The sequence below is a fragment of the Haloferula sp. BvORR071 genome, from assembly GCF_000739615.1.
Classification (GTDB): Bacteria; Verrucomicrobiota; Verrucomicrobiia; order Verrucomicrobiales; family Akkermansiaceae; genus Haloferula.
Map to the genome: position 1 here is coordinate 51,205 of NZ_BATP01000057.1, position 18,802 is coordinate 70,006.

18 protein-coding genes and 1 pseudogene are annotated in these 18,802 nt (G+C 60.7%); 15 read left to right on the forward strand and 4 right to left on the reverse strand.

The genetic code is table 11. The annotated features are described in order from the left end of the window. Positions 1-6 precede the first annotated feature (6 nt). Entirely contained in the window at positions 7-264 is a 258-nt protein-coding gene (locus BV071_RS27620) for a hypothetical protein (protein WP_035614375.1), read from the forward strand. A gap of 117 nt (positions 265-381) precedes the next feature. Here BV071_RS27620 and BV071_RS27625 read toward each other — a convergent pair whose 3' ends face one another. The 4 genes from BV071_RS27625 to BV071_RS33825 form a co-directional block, all read right to left on the reverse strand. After that, entirely contained in the window at positions 382-699 is a 318-nt protein-coding gene (locus BV071_RS27625; protein ID WP_265594982.1) for a hypothetical protein, read from the reverse strand. A 359-nt stretch (positions 700-1,058) separates the two neighbouring features. Further along, positions 1,059-1,841: a DUF268 domain-containing protein gene (locus BV071_RS27630; protein WP_265594983.1), complete on the reverse strand. Its 783-nt coding sequence runs from the start codon at positions 1,839-1,841 to the stop codon at positions 1,059-1,061. A 263-nt stretch (positions 1,842-2,104) separates the two neighbouring features. Next, positions 2,105-2,851, reverse strand: coding sequence for a DUF4038 domain-containing protein (locus BV071_RS33820; RefSeq protein WP_052573959.1), 747 nt, complete (start codon positions 2,849-2,851; stop codon positions 2,105-2,107). A 62-nt stretch (positions 2,852-2,913) separates the two neighbouring features. After that, on the reverse strand, positions 2,914-3,315 hold the full coding sequence (locus BV071_RS33825) for a DUF4038 domain-containing protein (protein ID WP_052573960.1): 402 nt from the start codon (positions 3,313-3,315) through the stop codon (positions 2,914-2,916). 58 nt (positions 3,316-3,373) lie between these two features. On the opposite strand from BV071_RS33825, the gene BV071_RS27640 reads away from it, so the two are divergent. From BV071_RS27640 to BV071_RS27725, 14 genes and pseudogenes are all read left to right on the forward strand, one after another. Next, the gene (locus BV071_RS27640; RefSeq protein ID WP_035614379.1) at positions 3,374-4,393 is read left to right on the forward strand and encodes a hypothetical protein; all 1,020 of its coding nucleotides are present in this window, start codon (positions 3,374-3,376) and stop codon (positions 4,391-4,393) included. Between the two features lie 107 nt (positions 4,394-4,500). After that, positions 4,501-5,109: a hypothetical protein gene (locus tag BV071_RS27645; protein ID WP_265594984.1), complete on the forward strand. Its 609-nt coding sequence runs from the start codon at positions 4,501-4,503 to the stop codon at positions 5,107-5,109. A gap of 956 nt (positions 5,110-6,065) precedes the next feature. Beyond that, positions 6,066-7,442, forward strand: coding sequence for a hypothetical protein (locus tag BV071_RS33830; RefSeq protein WP_265594985.1), 1,377 nt, complete (start codon positions 6,066-6,068; stop codon positions 7,440-7,442). 152 nt (positions 7,443-7,594) lie between these two features. Continuing rightward, a pseudogene (locus tag BV071_RS34505) lies at positions 7,595-8,384 on the forward strand (IS5 family transposase). Between the two features lie 342 nt (positions 8,385-8,726). Next, positions 8,727-9,731, forward strand: coding sequence for a transposase (locus BV071_RS34520; RefSeq protein ID WP_035614386.1), 1,005 nt, complete (start codon positions 8,727-8,729; stop codon positions 9,729-9,731). A gap of 1,484 nt (positions 9,732-11,215) precedes the next feature. Continuing rightward, complete coding sequence (locus BV071_RS27685; protein ID WP_052573963.1) at positions 11,216-11,539, forward strand: hypothetical protein; 324 nt, start codon at positions 11,216-11,218, stop codon at positions 11,537-11,539. A 628-nt stretch (positions 11,540-12,167) separates the two neighbouring features. Further along, positions 12,168-12,302 (forward strand): hypothetical protein, encoded by a 135-nt coding sequence (locus BV071_RS35900; protein ID WP_265594986.1) that lies wholly within the window; start codon positions 12,168-12,170, stop codon positions 12,300-12,302. A 316-nt stretch (positions 12,303-12,618) separates the two neighbouring features. After that, positions 12,619-13,398: a hypothetical protein gene (locus tag BV071_RS27695; RefSeq protein ID WP_265594987.1), complete on the forward strand. Its 780-nt coding sequence runs from the start codon at positions 12,619-12,621 to the stop codon at positions 13,396-13,398. A gap of 57 nt (positions 13,399-13,455) precedes the next feature. Continuing rightward, on the forward strand, positions 13,456-14,094 hold the full coding sequence (locus BV071_RS27700) for a hypothetical protein (RefSeq protein WP_265594988.1): 639 nt from the start codon (positions 13,456-13,458) through the stop codon (positions 14,092-14,094). A gap of 29 nt (positions 14,095-14,123) precedes the next feature. Further along, on the forward strand, positions 14,124-14,411 hold the full coding sequence (locus BV071_RS27705) for a hypothetical protein (RefSeq protein ID WP_035614401.1): 288 nt from the start codon (positions 14,124-14,126) through the stop codon (positions 14,409-14,411). A 136-nt stretch (positions 14,412-14,547) separates the two neighbouring features. Beyond that, complete coding sequence (locus BV071_RS27710; RefSeq protein WP_035614403.1) at positions 14,548-15,513, forward strand: J domain-containing protein; 966 nt, start codon at positions 14,548-14,550, stop codon at positions 15,511-15,513. 4 nt (positions 15,514-15,517) lie between these two features. Next, positions 15,518-15,844, forward strand: coding sequence for a chaperone modulator CbpM (locus BV071_RS27715; RefSeq protein ID WP_035614405.1), 327 nt, complete (start codon positions 15,518-15,520; stop codon positions 15,842-15,844). 206 nt (positions 15,845-16,050) lie between these two features. Then, on the forward strand, positions 16,051-17,079 hold the full coding sequence (locus tag BV071_RS27720) for a hypothetical protein (protein WP_035614407.1): 1,029 nt from the start codon (positions 16,051-16,053) through the stop codon (positions 17,077-17,079). A 50-nt stretch (positions 17,080-17,129) separates the two neighbouring features. After that, a complete protein-coding gene (locus BV071_RS27725; RefSeq protein WP_052573964.1) occupies positions 17,130-18,764 on the forward strand; it encodes a cellulase family glycosylhydrolase in 1,635 nt (544 codons plus the stop codon). The last annotated feature ends 38 nt before the right edge of the window (positions 18,765-18,802 follow it).

An 18,802-nucleotide genomic window follows, 5' to 3' on the forward strand; every position in this document is an offset into this window, starting at 1 on the left:
AAAACTATGGATGCATTTATCTATTTCAAAGAACCGATGGGCTATGGACTGGACGAATTAGAAGACGCGCTGACCGACGCGTTGGGAAATGTCGGGGAGGTCACCGGTACTGGGACGGGTGAGATGGGGGCGAACCTCGATGTTGAGTTTTTTGAAGAGATCGGTGAATCCCGCGCTTTGGGGATCTTGCGCCAAGCGCTCGCTGCCTTTTCGCTTCCCAGTTCGTCGGAGGTGGTCATCGATGGTCAGAGGCACAAGCTCTAGCCGCCAGTATGGGGCAACTAGCTGTAGCGGTCGTGCCACCCGTATTGGATACTAGGGCCGGGAGAGCTTCTTGAGAGCCGGTCCGCATCCGGGGGCGGTGTGCCCGTCCGTCATGAATCACCTTTTTCGTCCTTCGACCCAAGCAATCCACAACGGCTCCCTTGCCGCGTATTCCTCCGGTGTGAGGCGCGCGCCGGGCGGCTTGCCCCAGATGTCGACACACGCTTGCGCCCAGTTCGTCGTGCGCTTGGACGTGCGGGCTTGCCTGGGCGGGATGCCCTTTCTGCGCCGGTAGGCCTCCTGCTGCCCGCGCCGCCTCTCCCTCCGTTCGTCGTCGGTCAGGTCGAGGCGGGGACGACCGCCTTTCTTGCCGTGGGCTGCGCCCTTGATCCCGTGCAGCCCCTGCGCCTGCGCCACCTCCACCGGAATGTTCACGGCGGCAGCCTACGGGCCGTGGGCGGGATCGCCAAGGGGGTTTCCGTCATTCCGTCAATTATGGTTGTAATAAACAAGGAAAGGGGCCGCGCGGAGGCATGGGCCGCTATCGCGGCCCATGCCTCCGCGCGGCCCGGCTCCCTGCGGTCACGAAAGCCACTTGCTGCGGAACCCCGGGAACGCGCTTCGGGAGGCATCTCCCATGCCAGGGATCGCCCGCTCGCGCTGCCAACTCCGAGCGCTTTGCGGGATCAAGCGCTGTCCTCGTCGCGTCCGGCGCTTCCGCGTTCGTGCCTCACTTGTGCAGCTTGGCCGCACCTGCGAGATCGCTTTGAAGAATCAAGGCGAGCTGAGGCACTCTACGTTAGATGTGGCTGCTTTCGTGCCGCAATAATGCCGACTCCCAGCTTGCATCCGAAATGAGTTTCGATTTCAGCCGTACTACGTGCCGGATTCTCGATGAGTTGTCCGGCGTCATTGATCACCGCGAATTCCTCGATGGTCCATCCTTCTGCAAACCATCCGAGCAATGTTGCCGGGGCAAACACACGGTGCGCATTGAACTCGATCCGCTGCGGGCCGATTGGCGTGGAGAGATAGAAGCGTCCGCCGGGCTCGACCATCGCCATCAATTGCTTGAGTCCCTTGAGATGGCCTTCGGGATCGATCGGATCACCGTAACGGCCGAGACCGAAGTGCTCGATGCTGTGCAAGCAGGACAGTGAGTCCGTGCAAGCGCGCCATTCCGCGGGCAGCTCTTGCATGATGTCGAGTTGGCGGAAGCGGACATTCGGCACCTCGGCCGGTTGGGGGCGGATGTCGAGGACTTCCACTTCACGGAAGACCGCGAGGCTGCCGATGAAACCATCAAGGCGTGAACCGAGATCGACATGCCGCCGTGGCTGCGCCTCATGCACCCAGCGCGCCACGCGCAGGTCCTGTTGGAAATAGGCACCCACACCGCCGCTGCTGTCATCCCACTCGTCGAGCACTGGGAATTCATCGCCCCATGCAAAAGTTGCAGGCAGGCCCGCGCGGAACTTTGCCCGGTCAGCGCGGAAGCGCGCATAGCCGCGCCATGCGGATTTCATCTTGCGCAGATTGATCCCGAAGCTGCGGAGGAGGGTGGGGAAGCGGGGCATGAGTCAGCGCGGTGTGGCGGGAGTTTGTGGGGTTCGGTGGAGCAGCACAACTTTTCTGGTGCATGTGTTCAATCGGCCCGCATCCTTCGAGTGCAACGCAGTGACCGCCCCACTGGGTGCGCGGGCTTTAGCCGGCTTGGAAGGACGAGGTGCATGAGGAGCAGTGACGGACGGCCCACCGGGTGCACCGGTTAAAGCCGGTGCACCCGGTGGGCCGTCCGTGGGTCGGAGATGAAGCGGTTTTGGGGAGCTGTCATTCTTCCTCACGGCTTCCCCAAGATCCACAGCACCCGGTCCATGGGTTCATCTGTTTCGGGGATGGTCTTGAAATACTTCGCGAGGTCCCCGGGTGTGGTGCCGGGCACGACCACCTGCTCGCCGGTCTTGGGATCGATGGACACGATCCGGCCTTGTCCCGGCTCGAATGCCACCTTGAAGGGATCGAAATTGATCGCCCCGGCGAGGATGTCCGGCAGATAGACGAGAGCGAAACTGCCGTCTTCCGCGACCGCGGTCATGGGCATGAACTTGGGATCCCAGCCGTCCTTGGGCGGCATGATGAAGCTGTCGTCCCGCCGCAGCTTCCACCACGGCAGGCCTTCCATGAAATGCCGCATGATTCCCATCTGCTTGGCGCCTGGCAATTGGAGTGCATCCTTCCAAGGCGTGCGCGCGTCCGTGAGCTGCGCGCGCTTTTCCGGATCGTGGAATTGCCAGATACTATGGGTGCCGTAGACATGCCCGCAGGCGCCGGAGAGTACGCTCCACCATGCCGCGCGGCGGACCTCGTATTCGCCGAACCACTTGGTCGGCTTGCCGTCCTTCATCAAGCCGCGGACCGGGTGGTCCTCGTAGTTCGGTTCTCCATCGAGCGTCGGCTTGAGCGCTGGTAGCGCCAGGTTCTTTGCGTTGAGCGTGTAGTTCGGGAAGACGGCGCGGCCGTGGCCGGACTGGAACATGTGGAAGGAGAGCCATGCCTCATCCGGCCAGTAGTCGGAGGAGTTCGCCATACACTGCGGCATTCTCCGGTGTGAAGATCTCGGGACCCTTGCCCCACTTCTGGTTCCACTTGTCACCCCAAGTCGGCAGCAGGCCGGTATACATTCCCCCGCTTCGCCGCCTCGCCGATCACCCAATCGATGTGCTGGAAGTAGGCCTCGCGCGGCTTGGTGGGATCATTGTTCTCCAGCGGCATCTCGCCATAGGCATTCGGCTTGTCGAATTCGAATTCCGCGAGTGCTACGGCGAGCACCGTGTTGAAGCCCTGCTGCTGCCGCGCATCGAGATAGACCAAGGTCTCCTCGCGGGTCAGGCGGTGGAAGAGTTCCCAGGCGGTGTCGCCGAGCAGGAAGAAGGGCTGGCCCTCGACTGTTTCCAAGTGCCGCTTGTCCGCAGCGACGCGGAGCTCGGGGAGGGGCTCAGCCCCGCAAATGGTCACGCCGAGAAGGAGCAGGGGGATCAGGCGCCCGAACATTTCACCGATACTCTAGGGGCTCGACGGCTTTTTCAGAAGGAAGATTCTCTTCTCTGCCATGTGCGGTCTCCTTCCATTCCGTCTCCTGTCTGCACTGCCGCTCGTCGGAGTGATCGCATTGGTGCTCGCCCCTGCCGCTCTTTCTGAAGAGCCACCGCCACTGCCGGCGGCGCGCAGTCTCTCGCTGATCGCCTGGCATCCAAAAGGATGGGTGATCGATATCGAGAAGGATGGCTCGGGCTCGCTCCGCTACGGTATTGGTGAGGTGGAGCCCGCCACCTTTCCCGCGGGCACGGTTTCCTTTCAGCAAGTGCTCGAGTGGGCGGAGACCCGGAGACAGGTCGCGCCCAATCATGCCGAGAGCGTCATCACCGTCATCGATCGCTCGGCAGAAGGGAAAAGCGAAGAACCGATGCAGAAGGCCCGGGCGATGATCGGCGACTTGCAAACGATCAGCCAGCAGATCCTGCCCCATCTCCATGCCCGGGATGTCGCCGTAACGCTTGAGCTGCTGCGCGCCCATCCGCTGCTCCAAGACCCCGGCGATTTCAATTTGACCAAGGTCGTCGAAGCGGCGGCGCCACCCGCACCTGGAAAGGTGGCGCAGCCAGCAAAAGATACTGCGGTGCTGATCAGGATGACGCGTGAGGGGACGGGCTGGGAGCTCACCGTGGAGCCCGATGGGTCGGGATCGATCGTCTTTGGCTCGCGCGGTGGGGACTGCGCCAGCTTCCCCAAGGGAACGGTCTCCTTCCAAGATCTCATCGCGGCGGCAAGGTCGAGCAGGCTTGTGGGCTTGTGGGATCCCCAGGCCGTTCAAGTTCAGGTGAGGATTTCGTCCGAAGCACGGGAGAGTCTTGGGGTACGCGCGATGTCGCGGGAATGGGAGGCAATGGGCAAGCAGATCTTGGCTCACCTAGAGGTCATGGAATCCTGGGAGAAGCACTTTGGGGAGCTGCTGGAGGAGCGGCCTTTGATCGAGGACACCACGGTGAAGCCGCAGTTCCAGAAGCGCACGGAGCGCTGGCCAGAGCCAAAGGCTCGGCCCGCGACACCAGTCGAGCCTCCCAAGGATTGAAGGGCTGGGATGGGATCCACCGATAATTCCGCCCGGCGGCGGCATTGGACCATGCGATGATCGGCTCCGCCTCCCGTTGCCGCCGGCTTGCACTGTCACTCGTCGGGATGATCGCCCTGGCCTTCGCCCCTGCCGCTCGTTCCGAAGAACCATTGCCAACGCCGCCAGCGCAAAGTCTCTCGCTGATCGCCTGGACTCCCAAAGGATGGGTGATCGATATCGAGAAGGATGGCTCGGGCGTGCCGCGCTATGGCTTGGGTGAGGTGGAGCCTGCCACTTTCCCCGCGGGGACTGTTTCTTTTTCCCAGGTGCTCGAGTGGGCGGAGACCCGGAGCGAGGTCGCGCGAGGGAATCCCGAATGCGTCGTTGCTGTCATTGATCGCTCGCTGCCTGATGGGAAAGAAGATTTGAGTGAAAAGAGCCGCGCGATGAGCGGTGACTTGGCGACGCTCGCCCGGCAGATCCTGCCCCATCTCCAGTCCCGGGATGTCGACATGGCGTGCATGCCGAAGATCTCCGTCTGCTTCGGAGTAGTCCCCCGGGAATGGGAGTCGGTCGGCGAGAAGATCCTCTTGAACCTTGCGGCGCACGATGAGAAGCGCCTGGCGATGCTGCTAACGAAGTATCCGCTTGTGAAGAATCCAGAAGTCCGGCCGCGCTTTTATGAACCGGCGGAAACGACGGAGCGGCCTCAGCGGCCGAGGAATAAACACTAGGGACCTTTGTAATGGAGGGCGAGTCTAGCGAGATGTTAGACCGCGGCATTGTTCGATGCTTCTTTCGTCCATCCCTGAACTCTTCCCTGGCATCCTGATCCTCGGCTTCATCGCCCTGGCTATCTCCAGCATGGTCTGGCGGGAGAAGCGCGGCAATGAGCTGGTCTACGGCTGCGCTAGGGCGAATGGCTTCCGCTTGATGCGGGCCGACCGCTGCGTGTCTCAAAGGGGCCTTTTTCTGGGTATGTCGAAGAGCCGAACCACTCGGGCTGGGTGCGCTGCGGGAGTTGGTTCGGCGGCTTGTGGTCCGACCGGTCAGAAATTCGGTGGGACTGAAGCGGAGATTCAAAGCTCAAGGGATAAACGAGAGGGGCCACTTTGACGGCTGCTGGCACCAGCAAGATATTCGGACTTTCCCTTTCAGCTGATCCACTCGTTCGTTCATGCACGATTTCTTCCATGTCTTTCTGGTGATCAGCATCATCGGCCTGGGCATCGCAGTCTGATCTGGCCGAGGATGCGCAGGGCATGGGCCGGAGAGGTTGGGTGCGCTTCGGGAGCTGGGGAGGAGGGCCCATGTCGGATAAGATTGATGTCCGCTGAGATTGACGTGGCGGTAGAACTTCCGTGAATTTCAAACGCCCCAAGGATCAAAGGGCGGAAGCTGCCTGAATATATATTTATTCCCATTTTCGGACATTATGCCGATTCCTCTTCCCCTAGTGTGGGCAAGTTGATGAGTTCGGCGAATTGCTGCTGTATGTCGAGATGAGAGCCCAAGTCTTCCTTATCTTTGCTGCGATCCAAGTCTGCCCTAAACTTCTCCTTACGTGAAAACGTCCTCGCATTTCTCGTCCATCTCCTCTCTACTTTTTATTGCCTCCGCCGGCATCTGCCTCCAGCCGGGTTCAGTCCAGGCAGACCCCCCGCCAGACCTAGTCGTCAATGAGCTAGTCGTGAGCGGGAACGACTTCAGTTTCGGAACCACCACGCATGAAGGGTCTCCGGTCGAGGCTGTTCAACTGGGGTATGCGGACCTGTCTCATGATTTGACCTTCACGATGACGCAGCCGGGCAGCTTCACTTGGAAGGACAACAATGTCAGTGCGAGCAAAGCCAAGATGGTCTTGGGCGTGGATAACACGCTCTCACTCTATCGCTCGGACGCCCCGAGCGTGGGCATGATCCTTAACCCGACGGACGGAAGGATTGTTCTGTCGGGAACCGGAAGCGGCTTGTATTCGGGAAGCACGCCTCTGGTGACCACCGGCAGCGGCGGTGGGCTGGTCTTCGGCCCTGCTGCGACATTTACTGCTACAACGACCCTGTCCAATACGACTGCGGCCACGTCTTCCACGACAGGTGCGTTGACGGTGGCTGGCGGTATCGGCGTCGCGAAGGATTCCTATATCAATGGCCAGAGGATTGGATCAGGGGGAGGGAATGTAGCGGGTAATCTGGCGGTTGGATACAACGCCTTGAATGCCAATGGCACCAGTGGCTTTAATAACACTGCCTTGGGGCACAATGTCTTGAGCTCCAACGTCTCCGGTTCTTCGAATACGGCCGTAGGCACCAATGCCCTCCAATCTAACCTGACCACTTCCAATAATACCGCTGTGGGAACCCTTGCATTAAACGCAAACCTAGGTGCCGCAAATACGGCAGTTGGTGCAGTCTCCCTCGCGCTTAATACGACGGGTGCTGTCAACACCGCCGTCGGTAACGCCTCGCTGGCGGTCAATACCACCGGCGCGCAAAACACCGCGGTAGGGGCGAGCGCACTGGCAGCGAACACCACAGGTGGTTTCAATACGGCTTTCGGCTGCCAATCGATGATCTTGAATACGACAGGGGCCTACAATGTCGCGATCGGACATTCCGCGCTTCGAACGAACTCGATCAACGGTTACAACGTCGCGGTCGGCGCGGATGCCATGCGTTCCAGCAGCGGCGGGGAGTACAATGTCGCAATGGGCTACCAAGCCCTTTACGGGAGTACCACCGGAGCTCTTAACCTCGCCTTGGGGAAAAGCGCAGGCAGGTTCCAAGCCGACGGGGCGACCGCACTGACGACTGCCCAAAGCAGCATTTATCTCGGAGCAGATTCGCGGGGTTTCTCCAATTCTGACAGCAATTCGATCGTGATCGGAAGCGGGGCAATTGGTGAAGGCGCGAACACCACCGTGATTGGCAATAGCTCGACGACCAAGACCCGTCTCTACGGAGAGACGAATGCAGCTTCGCTGAAGGTTGCAGGTGCGACCCTCCTTGAGGGGCAGGTTACTATTGCTCAGCGGCAGGGAGATATCTCGATGGGGATCTACGAGTGAGGCTCAACTTTTCCGGGCTGAACAATACATAATCGAGATCATTGTTGTGAGCCGTTTCCATCTAACGGCAGGCCTTAGAGGCCGTCTGAAAAATCATCTGTTTGCGGATTTTGATCTGTACTAGGCGGAGTGCGGCATTGGAGAAGCTCGGGATGCGCGAGTATCCGAGTAGCTTGACCGAATCCGAGAGGGAGGTCATCCGGCCTCTTCTCCCTGATTGCCCGATGGGCTTGCGCGGCCGTCCGCGCGAGCATTCCCGGCGTAGCATCCTCAACGGCATCTTCTACATCATCCGCACCGGTGGCGCATGGCGGATGATGCCTCACGACCTTCCGCACTGGAAAACCTGCTACCACTACTTCCGTCTGTGGGCCAAGCAGGGCCATTGGGGGCGCATCCATCACGCGATTCGCGACCTGGCCCGCCTGAAACTCGGCAAAAAAAGCCCAGGTTGCTGCGATCCTCGATAGCCAAAGCATTCGCACAGCTAGCCAATCCGGACTTCGTGGCTTTGATTCGGGTAAGAAAATTACAGGAAGAAAGCGACACGTCCTGGTAGACACTTGCGGCTTCATCCTCGTGCTGAAGGTCACCCCCGCCGACGTTCAGGACCGCGACGGAGCCCGCCTGTTGCTGCCACACCTCACCAAGGCCTACGGCTGGCTCAAAACGGATCTGGGCCGATGGCGGTTACGTCGGAAAGCTCGAGGGTGAGGTGGCCCGCTTGCCGCGCCACCGCCAGATCGATCTGGAGATCGTGAAGCGCAGTGACGATCCGAAGGGCTTCAAAGTGCTGCCGAAGCGATGGGTCGTCGAGCGCACCTTCGGCTGGCTGATCCAGTCCGGTCGTCTGATCCGCGACCAGGGGTGAGGATCGAGCTTTCCGAAGCGCTGGTTTATCTTTCCATGACCAAGCGCATGCTGGCGAGAATCACGGCCTAGACAATTTTCAGACGGCCTCGAATGGCGCGTAGTTAAGGCAGTTTCCGTTGATTTTGAGAGACGAAAAGCCGGCTCAGGTACGGCTTGTTAGCGTGACCAAACAACCTTCCCTCACCGGCTTTCCGCGGACGGTTTTTGCCACCGCCAAGCGTAGGCTGCAAGCCGCCTTGCACGGTCGGCGAGCATCCGTATTGCGCCGCTTGATCTGCGGCTACGCGCTGATGTTCTCCCGCTTCCTGCCCGGCCCTTTCCTTGAGGGGATCCCGCCGCCCGTCAGCGCCATTTCGGACACGTGCCGGTGTTCTGGGCATGGCTGGCCCAGATTTTGGAGGCAAACGCTTCATGTTCCAAAGCCGTGAGCCTGATCCAGGCATGGTCGCGCGCCAACGGCTTGCCGGTGCCTTCCGGCGACACCGGCGGCTTTTGCCGGGCCGCCGCCGCATCCGGCCGGAGTTCCTCGCCGCGGTCCAAGCTCCGGTCCTCCGCAGCCTCGCCGCCGGCATCCGCCCTTCCGATCTATGGCGGGGCCATGTTCTCAAGGACATCGACGGGAGCAGCGCCCAGCTCATCGACACCCGGGCCAACCAGCGCGCCTATTCCCAGCCCTTCGCCCAGCCCTTCGCCCAGCCCTTCGCCCAGCCCTTCGCCCAGCCCTTCGCCCAGCCCTTCGCCCAGCCCTTCGCCCAGAAGCCCGGCTGCGGCTTGCCTACGATGGGCATTGTAGGCGTGCTTAATCTCTGCCACGGTGGCTGGGAAGGATTTGTGACATGCCCGCACACCGCGCACGACTCGGCTATTGCGCCGCGCCTGCGCAAGCACGTCGGGGAAGGCGACATCCTGCTCGGCGATCGGTCCTTCTGCACCTGCGAACTCATCGCCCTGTTGTGGGAAAAGGGAGCGCACGTGGTCATGCGCCTCCATCAAACCCGTCACGCCAAGCTCGACTGGCGCAAGGGCAAGGAGGTCTGCGCGATCGAACGTCTCGTTGTCTGGAGGAAACCGCGCCTGCAACCCGCCGGCAGCACCATGGGCGTGGAAGCATGGCAGGCTTTGCTGGAAGAACTCGTTTTGCGTTACATCAAGCTCGGCTACGAGGACAGATGCGGGATGAAGCGGATGCTGGTGGTCGTGACCACTTTGCTCGACGAGGTGGCATACGATGCCTTGGACGTCGCTTCCATCTATGCCCGGCTCTGGGACATCGAGCTGAAGCTGCGCGACGTGAAGACCACCCTTAGTATGGAGCGTTTCGGCGTGCGCACGCCTGAAATGGCCCGCCGCACCGTGTGGATGATGATGGATCGCCTGCGAGCTGCTGCGCTGCCTGATGCAGCGCGCCGCAATTGAAGCTGGCAAGCCGGTGGCACGGACGAGTTTCAAGGGCATCCTCGACCATGCGATGGCGAGCCATGAAAGCTACATTGCCCACCGTGGCCGTCCGCGTCGGTTGGCCACCCATCACGACCGCGTGGTTGAGGCCTGCGCGGGGAAGCTCATCGACCCCCGGCTTTTCCGCAGCGAGCCAAGAGGGGTCAAGCGCAGGCCGAAGGGCTACCCGTTACTGACCAAGCACCGGAAAGACTACCAGAAGCCCCCTCATCGCGATCGCCCGAGCTTAGCGGCATAGCCGCTAAATACGCGCCATTCCAGACAGCCTCTGATGACGTCCACCCATTTAGAAAGAAATCCTCCGACCTTGGATATCGATGAAGGTACACCTACAAACTATTAAATCGATAGAAAAAGTTCTGTTTTTTTCGGTTTCGACGCTCGGTGTTAGCTAGGCGAAAGAGAAGGCGAAAGAGAAGGCGAAAGAGAAGGCGAAAGAGAAGGCGAAAGAGAAGGCGAAAGAGAAGGCGAAAGAGAAGGCGAAAGAGAAGGCGAAAGAGAAGGTGAAAGAGAAGGTGAAAGATGGCATTGCACCGCCGGTGCAGTTGATCACCCTGCTCAGGGTGAACGAAGGGTGAACCCTTACTGTATATACCGACGGGTCCGGCTACCTCGTATTCGGGGCATCGGATGTGGCAGCTTTTCCCAAAGGGACAGTGGCTTTCAATGAGCTGCTTGGAGCGGCAAGATCCCGAAAGATCACGGAACTAAAGGATCCAGAAAGTATCCAGGTGGCCATCGAAACCTCGCAGGAGGGGCCAGTGAAGCCAGCGGAGGTCAGAGCGATGGGTGCCGACTGGGATGCAATTTGCGAGAAGGTCATTCCCCAACTCAAAACGAAGAGCCCACAAAGGTTTGAGAAGCTTCTCAATGAGCGTCCTGTTCTGCGGAAGAAGCCTGAGAAGAGTCCGGAACGGGACCTTGCTCCCAGCCCTCATCCCAAGAACCAGATCATCCTCAGGAGAGACTGCCAATGCGCGGAGAATTGGCTGCGCCGCTGCGGATCGTTGAGGTGCCATCGTGCTCACGAGTCCCGGGCGAACAGAGGATCTGTCCCGTGGCTAGCCTACCTCTCAGGCCAGCTGAAGCGGGCGCACCATCCTGCGGCCTGCTTCGCCCACGAGCTCCGGACCTTATCCAAGCGCCATTCGACTCATCCCCAAGGTTTTCCGTCTCATGGTTAATTTCTCGCCGGAACGCGTCATCTTGCTAGGGTTCACATGGCGAAGGTAAAATTCAGGGACTATTACGAGGTCTTGGGCGTGAAGCGGGATGCCAAGCAGGACGAGATCCACAAGGCCTTCTGCATAGCTGGCGCGCACCCACCACCCGGACGTGGCCACGGCCAAAGGTTCCGTCAGCCAAGCCGACCAAGGAACAAACGGCAGGGGCCTTTGTAATGGAGGGCGGCAACTGCGGGATGTTAGACCGAATGCTGTCCAATGTCTCATTCGTCCGTTCCCTCTCTTTTCCCCGGCTTCTTGATCGTCGGCTTTATCTGCCTGGCCATCGTCAATATGGTCTGGCGCGAAAAGCGTGGCAGCGAACTGGTTTACGGCTGGGCCCGGGAAAATGGCTATCGCTTGATGCGCGCGGACCGCTGCCTGTTCTCAAAGGGTCCCTTCTTCTGGGGCACTTCCAAGAGCCAGATCGTCTTCCGCGTCGTCGTGCAGGACACGGATGGAATGCAACGCAGCGGCTGGGTGCGTTGCGGCAGCTGGCTCGGCGGCTTGTTGTCCAATAAGACGGAAGCGCGCTGGGATTGATTCAGCCGAAAAGGGGAGCCAACCGGAGTTGCCTTACATCTTCCATGCGTCCGCTGATTCCATTCATTTGTGCCTTCGTCCGGATGTTGGGGCTTTGTTCGATCATTTGCGTTCCAATGGCATTCCTCGTTTGGCTGGGCCCTAGGGATTTCGGGGTGGCGCTCGTCATCTGGGGACTTCAGATGGTGATGTACATGTCCATCTTCACCGTGGATCTAATCATAGCCTACCGGCGAGGGCCGAAGTGAAGCCAGTGGTCCAAGCTCGATCCACGCTTCATGATGCCTGGGAGCAAAATAACAAGCGAATGGCTTATGCGCCCATCCCTCCTCCTCACTTGGAATTGTTTGATCGTCCTTTGCTATGCAGCGTTCTACAGCCTGCCCTTGGCCTTGGTTGCCTGGGTAGCGCATAGAAACTTCATCTGCGCGGTTATCATATGGGCTTTTCAGTTCCTGTCCTTTGGTGCGGCGGGGCTCGTCTTCTACATCAAAACCTACCGCATCCACTCCAGGCCGAGCATTTTCCGGGCCCCGAGCTGCCCAAGCAATAAACGGCGGGGACCTTTGTAATGGATGGTGGCCGCAGCGGGATGTTAGACCCTGTGCCACCAGCCGGCCGTCCATCCATGCACGATTACTTCCATGTCATTCTGGTGATCGGCTTCGTCGTGCTGGTGATCAGCCATCTGGTCTGGAGGAGGAAGCGAAGCAAGCAACTCATCCACAAATGGGCCGCGGAGAATGGCTATCGCCTGCTGTAATCGGACCATTGCTGGGCAGGCGAGGGGCCCTTCTTCTGGACCACTTCCAAGGCCCAGGTGGTGCTCCGGATACAGGTGGAGGATGCGCAGGGCATGCGCCGCAGAGTCTGGGTCCGCCTCGGGAGCTGGGTCGGCGGGCTTACAGCGGACAAGACCGATATCCGCAGGGATTGATCGGGTCCGGTGCTTCGCCGCGTGTGAAAAATGCGAGAAGGGCCTCGTTCATGTTGGATGCCTTGGAGAAAGGCGTAGAGTGAAGCCGATGAGATTCATCGGACTCGTGGTCTTCGCGTTGGCCGTGACTGCCCGGCAGGGGGTGCTTGGCGACCTTACATTTCCCCCTGATTCCGTTTTAGAGGCCCTCTATGCTAACAAGCATGACCCGGATGAAATCATCTACGAGGAAGGAGATGACGATGCTCCGCCCCCGGGGAAAATCCGGATGGACGAATGGCGGCGACTTCAGAGGATGAACGCTAGGATTGGTGAGCTTCTTGTCGCGGTGCCAGACGGTGCGACCGGCAAGTCGTCCGCATGGTACCCCAAGGTTCAAACTTGGAAGGCGGGGTTCGATCAGCTTCTCACGACCAAGGCGCAGGCGGACCTATTCGCCTTGTTGCCATTCTTGCTGGAGTTCACCGGTCGCAATCAAGAGGGAGAAGAGCTTTCCGAGGAATTGAAGGATATCTCGTCGGCGATGCGGTCGGGAATGGGGTCCTACTTCGTCAATGCGTTTGCTCTCCATGTGAGCGAGAGCACCGCAAAGGTCTCCGCGACAAGGAGGGAGCAATTCATCGAGCTATTTGCCAGGGCCGGGTGGGTGAGCCCTACCGATTGGCCCGAGGGAACGCAGATGCCCGTGGATGGGGCGGGAGTGATGATCCTGGATCCTGCGGTCGCCGTGGTCCAATTGAAGGCCGCAGGCGTGGAGAAGGCAGAGTGGTTTATTGGAGGACATAAATCCTCCGCGGATTTTTTTGAGGATTATGTTGGAGCGGGACCGGGTCTAGGCGTGTTGAAAGCAAGGTATGAAAGTAACAAGGTGCTTTGTGATCAAAAGTTCAAGGAGTTGCTGGATTGGACCAAGCAAGAGTAATGCTGAGGTCGGCCGCGCCTTCACGTTGATCGTCGTTGGAAGCAAAAATCCTCAGGTATGAAATTCCGTCTATGCTATCGAGCAATGAAGGCGAAGGAACCTGCAGTCGCGTTGATCTTCCTGATGCCTGCTGCCGCAAGAGCAGGCGCGGAACTGGATCCGCTGGAGGCGGAGTATCTCAAGTATTCCGCTTCCTTGGAAAACATGTCACCTGTAGATCCGAATGAAATCCTGCGGACTTCCATGGACCTCAATGGGGACGGTAAGCCGGAGGAGCTATTGAGCAAACCGAGCCTCCGCGATGGGAAGCAAGGTCACAAGTGGACGATCTATCGGAGGGCGGCGAAGGGAGGCAAGATGGAGCGGATCGGCGATGTGACGGTGGACCTCAGTTGCATCGCTCCCGCGGCTTGGAAGAAGGATCCCGAGGTTCGCGGATTCTACACTTACGGTCCCGGCGGGGCCGGGAAGGGCATGCTCGGATTTTATGCCATCGTGAAAGGCAAGCTCAAGGAGCTGGAGAGCCGGGAAGTTCGTGGGGCCGGTGCTGAGGTCGAGAGGCTGTTCGGGAAGTTTTCCGAGCGGGCGGTCAAGCACGTCGCAATCCCCCTCGAGGACGAGGGAGCGGCTGGGGCTCCGGAGCAGGAGTCCGGCGAAGCCTCGGAGGGGCCGACCAAAGCTCCCCAGCCCAAGTAGATTGTGGACGCTGACGATTCCGCTCGAGCATGAAACATGGCCTGGCAGAAGCTTTGGGTCACCTCGACCACGAGGCGGTGTTGCTTTTCCAGATGTGCGCGATCGCGGGAGCCTTGTGGGTGAAGGATTTGAGCGATGTGGGCAGGTATGGGCTGATTCTTGGTGTGGCCTTCCAATTCATGGTTTTCACGCGTACCTTCGATCGGTCCAAGGCGAAGGGAGAAAGGTTGGTTTATTGGGCGGCCAATGAAATCTATGGGCTCACTACGATCCTTGCGATCCTGTCCTTGAAGGTGCTGTTTTTTGGCCCTCGCTGATCGTCCCCGGGGTTCCGTCGGCTTCAGCGTGGACTCCCGGGGAGTCCGCGCGGCCCCGGTCATTCTGCCTCGATTCCTGCCACCGCTGTCCCGGAGTTGATTTCCCGGCGGAACACGCCATCCTGCTAGGGTTCACATGGCGAAGGTAAAATTCAGGGACTACTACGAGGTGCTGGGCGTGAAGCGGGATGCCAGCCAGGACGAGATCCGCAAGGCTTTCCGCAAGCTGGCGCGCACCCACCACCCGGACGTGGCCAAGGACAAGGCGACCGCGGAGGACAAGTTCAAGGAAATCAACGAGGCCTACGAGGTCCTGGGCGACGCGGACAAGCGCAAGAAATACGACCAGCTCGGCGAGCACTGGAAGCATGCCGACAGCTTCGGCGGCGGGGCCGGGGGGGCGACCTTCTGGCCGGGTGCCGGGGATGAGGACCGCGGCGGGGACTACCACTTCGAGGGCACTGGCTTCAGCGACTTCTTCGAGAATTTCTTCGGCAGCCGCGCCAGCCGCGGGGGCTTCGCGGCGCGTGGGCCGGGCGGGGCGAAGAGCAATGCCCCGCGCCGGGGGCGCGACATCGAATCGGAGATCCTCGTCACCTTGGACGAAGTGATGAACGGCTCCGAGCGCTCGCTGACCATTCAGGCTCAGGATCGCCGCGGCGAGCGCAAGCCGGTGACGATCCGAATCCCGAAGGGCATCACCGAGGGCCAGTTGATCCGCGCCGCGGGCCTCGGCGAGCCGGGGCAGGGCGGCGGTGCGCCGGGAGACCTTTTCCTGAAGGTGCGCTTGGAGCGCCACCCGGATTTCCGGGCGGAGGAGCACGATCTCTACTACGACCTGCGCCTCGCGCCCTGGGAATCGGTGCTGGGGGCCACGGTGCCGGTGCGGACGCCGCATGGCGAAATGAAGATCAAGGTCCCGCCGGGCACTGAGTCCGGCACGGAATTCCGCCTCAGCGGCAAGGGCCTGCCGAAGGGCAAGAGCGGCAGCTTCGGCGATCTCTTCGCGGTGGCCCAGGTCGTGACCCCGACCACTGCCACGGAGGAGGAGCGCCGCCATTGGCAAGCCCTGGCAGACAGCTCGAAATTCAATCCCCGATGAAATCATGACCTATCAGCAGGAACGCGGGCGCGGTCTGCCGGCCCCACAGGCGCTTGAGACGAAGGATCTGCACGATCTGGAAGCCGCGGCGGAGTTGTGCGGCATGCACCCGGAGATGATCCTGGAATACGCCCGCGCCGATGTCATCGAGCTGCGCCGCGAGGGCGAACTTTATCACCTCGATTGTCATGCCATCCACCGCCTGCGCCAGATCGCCGTGCTGCGGGAGGAGCGCAGCATGAGCCTACGCTCGATCCGCTTTGTGATGGACCTGATGGAGCGCCTCGACTCGGCGGAGCAGGAGCTGCGGGTCCTGCGCGAGCGGGTCTGAGGGCGCTGCCCCTAAGGCGCTGGGTGAAAAGTAGATGAAGGGCGGGTGAAGCCCTGGGCGGGAACCTTGTGGGCCCGGGAAATCCGCGATAGGGGACTCCATGGGCGGTCTCACAGCGGGAGTCCGTTCTTGAGCTTTTTACGGGGATTTGTTCGATTCGCGTCAGGGCGGTGGACTTATCCCGCTCCGATAGAATCTGATCCTCCATGAGCTTTTCCGACCTCCTCAGCAGCGGGCGTGGCCCCGGCGTCATTGGCACCTTCCTCGCCTTGTTGGTGTTGGTGGGCTTTGGCACCCTCTATATCTTCGTTTTCGATGAGGGGCTCCAGGGCGGCAAGCAGACCATCGAGTCGATGATCCGCGAGCAGGGCACGGCGATCGAGATCTTCAAGGAGGACATCAAGATTGCCAATCAGCGGCTCGAGGAGGCTGCACGCCTGAAGGACCAAGGGCGGGAGCTCAGCGATGCCCAGGCCAAGGCCAGCCACGGCGAGGCCCAGATCGATGAAGCCGAGGCGGCGAAGCGCGCGGCAGGAAAGGCCGTGGACGACGCAAACCAGAAGTGGGAGGATTACAAGGCAGCCTACCGGACCTCCGAGTGGGGGCGGGCGAAGGGCGAGAAGCTGGGCGATGTCACTTCGCTCTCCGGGACCACTTATCACGACGTGTCAATCCGTGAGGTGAACCACACGGAAATGAAGATCACCGACTCCACGGGCCCGAAGAGCATCAAAATGAAAGATTTGCCGCTGGCCCTCCAGGATCGCTGGCAGCCGGATGAGAAGACGGCGGTGAAGGTCGCGGGCGACCGGAACAAGGGCGAGCAGGACCACGTCAACAGCGTGGAGTATGCGACCACCGAAGATCGCCGCGATCAGAAGCAGGCTGAGTTGGACAAGGAGCAGATGAATGCCCACAAGGAGGAGGCAGCAGCCAAGGCGGCTAGCGATGCGATCCCGGTCTGGGAAAACAGTCTCGCCCAGCAGCGCACGGCTATCGATATGGAGAAGAGGAAGAAGCTGAGCAAGGCGCCGGCGATGGAGGCGAGGTTGCAGGAAATGGAAGGACAGGCGCGCGAAAACAAGAACTCGATCTCCCAGCACCAACAGAAGCAGCGCGACGCGGAGAACAAGGTTCGCACCTTGCAGAAAGAGATTGATGGGCTGAACGCCGACCTCGTCCGGATCGCGAAGGAATATGCGGCCCGCAACAAGCAAGGCACGGATCAGAAGTAAGGGGCGGCCAAGCAAGGAGTGGTGATCGCTCCGCGTAAGGCGGAGAGTTCATGCGTGCCTTTGTTGCCTTCTTCTTGCTCCTGTTTTGCCGTCTCGACCGCTTGGCGGCGGCGGATGTTCGTCCGCTCTTGCCCAATGGCAGCTTTGAGGCATTGACCTCGCCGGGGCGAGCCGATGGCTGGCCGGCGGATGCGGACGTCACGATCCCGGAGGAGGCGGGGAATCACTTCCTGCGCCTGAAAAGCCCCTCCCCGGGTAAGCAGGTGATGGCCTATCAGGCCGTGTCCTTGGGCAAGGAGGTGCAGGCACTGCGGCTGAGCTACAAGGTGCGCCACGAGGATATCCGCCGCGGCAAGCAGGCTTGGTTCGACGGGCGGATCATGATGAACTTCAAGGACGCCGCCGGCAGCGTGGTGAATCCTTCGCCTGCTCCTCCGTCCTTCACCGGCACAGCGCGGGATTGGCAGGAGAAGACGCAGCAGTTCCGCGTGCCGCCGGGTGCGGTGAAGCTGGAGCTGATGTTCACGCTCTTCCAGGCGGAGAGCGGGACGCTTGATTTCGATGAGGTCCGCCTCGTGGCGATCGATCCTGTGGTGATTGATGCCGCGGAGGCGGAGGCGAAGGCCAAGGAGGCGGCACGGATTGCGGAGCTGCCCAAGCCGCAGCCCCAGATACCGGTGCCTTCTCCGGACAAGCTGCCGCCGGCACTGAAGGTCTCCGGCAATCGCCTGGTCACGCCAGCGGGCAGGGAGGTCTGGCTGCAAGGCCTGGCCGTGCCGAGCATGGAATGGTCGGCGGGTGGGGAAAATGTGCTGAAGTCGATCGGTGTGGGCATCGATGGCTGGAAGGCGAACTGCATCCGCCTTTGCCTCGGGGAGAAATTCTGGGCTGGCACCGGCCCATGGCAGAACGACGGTGGCATGGCCTACCGGCAGTTGGTGGAGGATGCGGTGAATGCCTGTGCCGGGCGCGGTGCCTACATCGTTCTCGATCTCCATGCCTACCGCGCGCCGCAGGCGGAGCATGCCGCCTTCTGGAAGGATGTGGCGGCGCGCTACAAGAATCACCCGGCGGTGATCTTCGAGCTCCTGAATGAGCCGCATGACATCTCATGGGAGGTCTGGCGCAATGGCGGGCTGGTGACCGACAAGAAGGGTGGGGGAGACGCTGTGGCCGAGAACGGCGAGAAGCTCAGCGGCTTCCAGTCGATCGGCATGCAGGGCCTCGTGAATGTGATCCGCGAGACCGGCGCGAAGAATCTGATCATCGCGGGCGGCCTCGATTGGGGCTACGATCTCGCGGGTGTGTTAGACGGCTTCGCGCTGGAGGATCGCGGCGGCCATGGGATCATGTATTCCAGCCACGTCTATCCTTGGAAGAGTGACTGGCAGGGCAAGTTCCTGGCTCTTGCAGACAAGTATCCGCTCTTCATTGGTGAAGTCGGCGCGGACACCCAGCGGATGGAATTCATCCCGACCGAGCGCCAGGAAGATCCCGCCACCTGGGTGCCGGACATGCTCGGTGTGATCCAGAAGCACCGGCTGAACTGGACTGCGTGGTGCTTCCATCCCAAGTCGACCCCGCGTGTCTTGTTAGACTGGGACTACACGCCCACGCCCTTCTGGGGTGTCCCGGTGAAGGACGCGTTGGGCGGGAAGAAGTTTGAGACGAGGAAGATGAGATAAGGAGCAGCGGCCGTCGCTGCTCCCTATTGCCGCATGAG

Excerpts from the sequence above, each read along its gene's own strand:
- BV071_RS35900 (WP_265594986.1), top strand. The coding sequence starts at position 12,168 with ATGCACGATTACTTCCATGTCATTCTGGTGATCGGCTTCGTCGTGCTG.
- BV071_RS34520 (WP_035614386.1), top strand. The coding sequence starts at position 8,727 with ATGTTCCAAAGCCGTGAGCCTGATCCAGGCATGGTCGCGCGCCAACGG.
- BV071_RS27715 (WP_035614405.1), top strand. The coding sequence starts at position 15,518 with ATGACCTATCAGCAGGAACGCGGGCGCGGTCTGCCGGCCCCACAGGCG.
- BV071_RS33820 (WP_052573959.1), bottom strand. The coding sequence starts at position 2,851 with ATGGCGAACTCCTCCGACTACTGGCCGGATGAGGCATGGCTCTCCTTC.
- BV071_RS27710 (WP_035614403.1), top strand. The coding sequence starts at position 14,548 with ATGGCGAAGGTAAAATTCAGGGACTACTACGAGGTGCTGGGCGTGAAG.
- BV071_RS27720 (WP_035614407.1), top strand. The coding sequence starts at position 16,051 with ATGAGCTTTTCCGACCTCCTCAGCAGCGGGCGTGGCCCCGGCGTCATT.
- BV071_RS27685 (WP_052573963.1), top strand. The coding sequence starts at position 11,216 with ATGTCTCATTCGTCCGTTCCCTCTCTTTTCCCCGGCTTCTTGATCGTC.
- BV071_RS27700 (WP_265594988.1), top strand. The coding sequence starts at position 13,456 with ATGAAATTCCGTCTATGCTATCGAGCAATGAAGGCGAAGGAACCTGCA.
- BV071_RS27725 (WP_052573964.1), top strand. The coding sequence starts at position 17,130 with ATGCGTGCCTTTGTTGCCTTCTTCTTGCTCCTGTTTTGCCGTCTCGAC.
- BV071_RS33825 (WP_052573960.1), bottom strand. The coding sequence starts at position 3,315 with ATGTTCGGGCGCCTGATCCCCCTGCTCCTTCTCGGCGTGACCATTTGC.
- BV071_RS27705 (WP_035614401.1), top strand. The coding sequence starts at position 14,124 with ATGAAACATGGCCTGGCAGAAGCTTTGGGTCACCTCGACCACGAGGCG.
- BV071_RS27645 (WP_265594984.1), top strand. The coding sequence starts at position 4,501 with ATGATCGCCCTGGCCTTCGCCCCTGCCGCTCGTTCCGAAGAACCATTG.
- BV071_RS27630 (WP_265594983.1), bottom strand. The coding sequence starts at position 1,841 with ATGCCCCGCTTCCCCACCCTCCTCCGCAGCTTCGGGATCAATCTGCGC.
- BV071_RS27640 (WP_035614379.1), top strand. The coding sequence starts at position 3,374 with ATGTGCGGTCTCCTTCCATTCCGTCTCCTGTCTGCACTGCCGCTCGTC.
- BV071_RS27620 (WP_035614375.1), top strand. The coding sequence starts at position 7 with ATGGATGCATTTATCTATTTCAAAGAACCGATGGGCTATGGACTGGAC.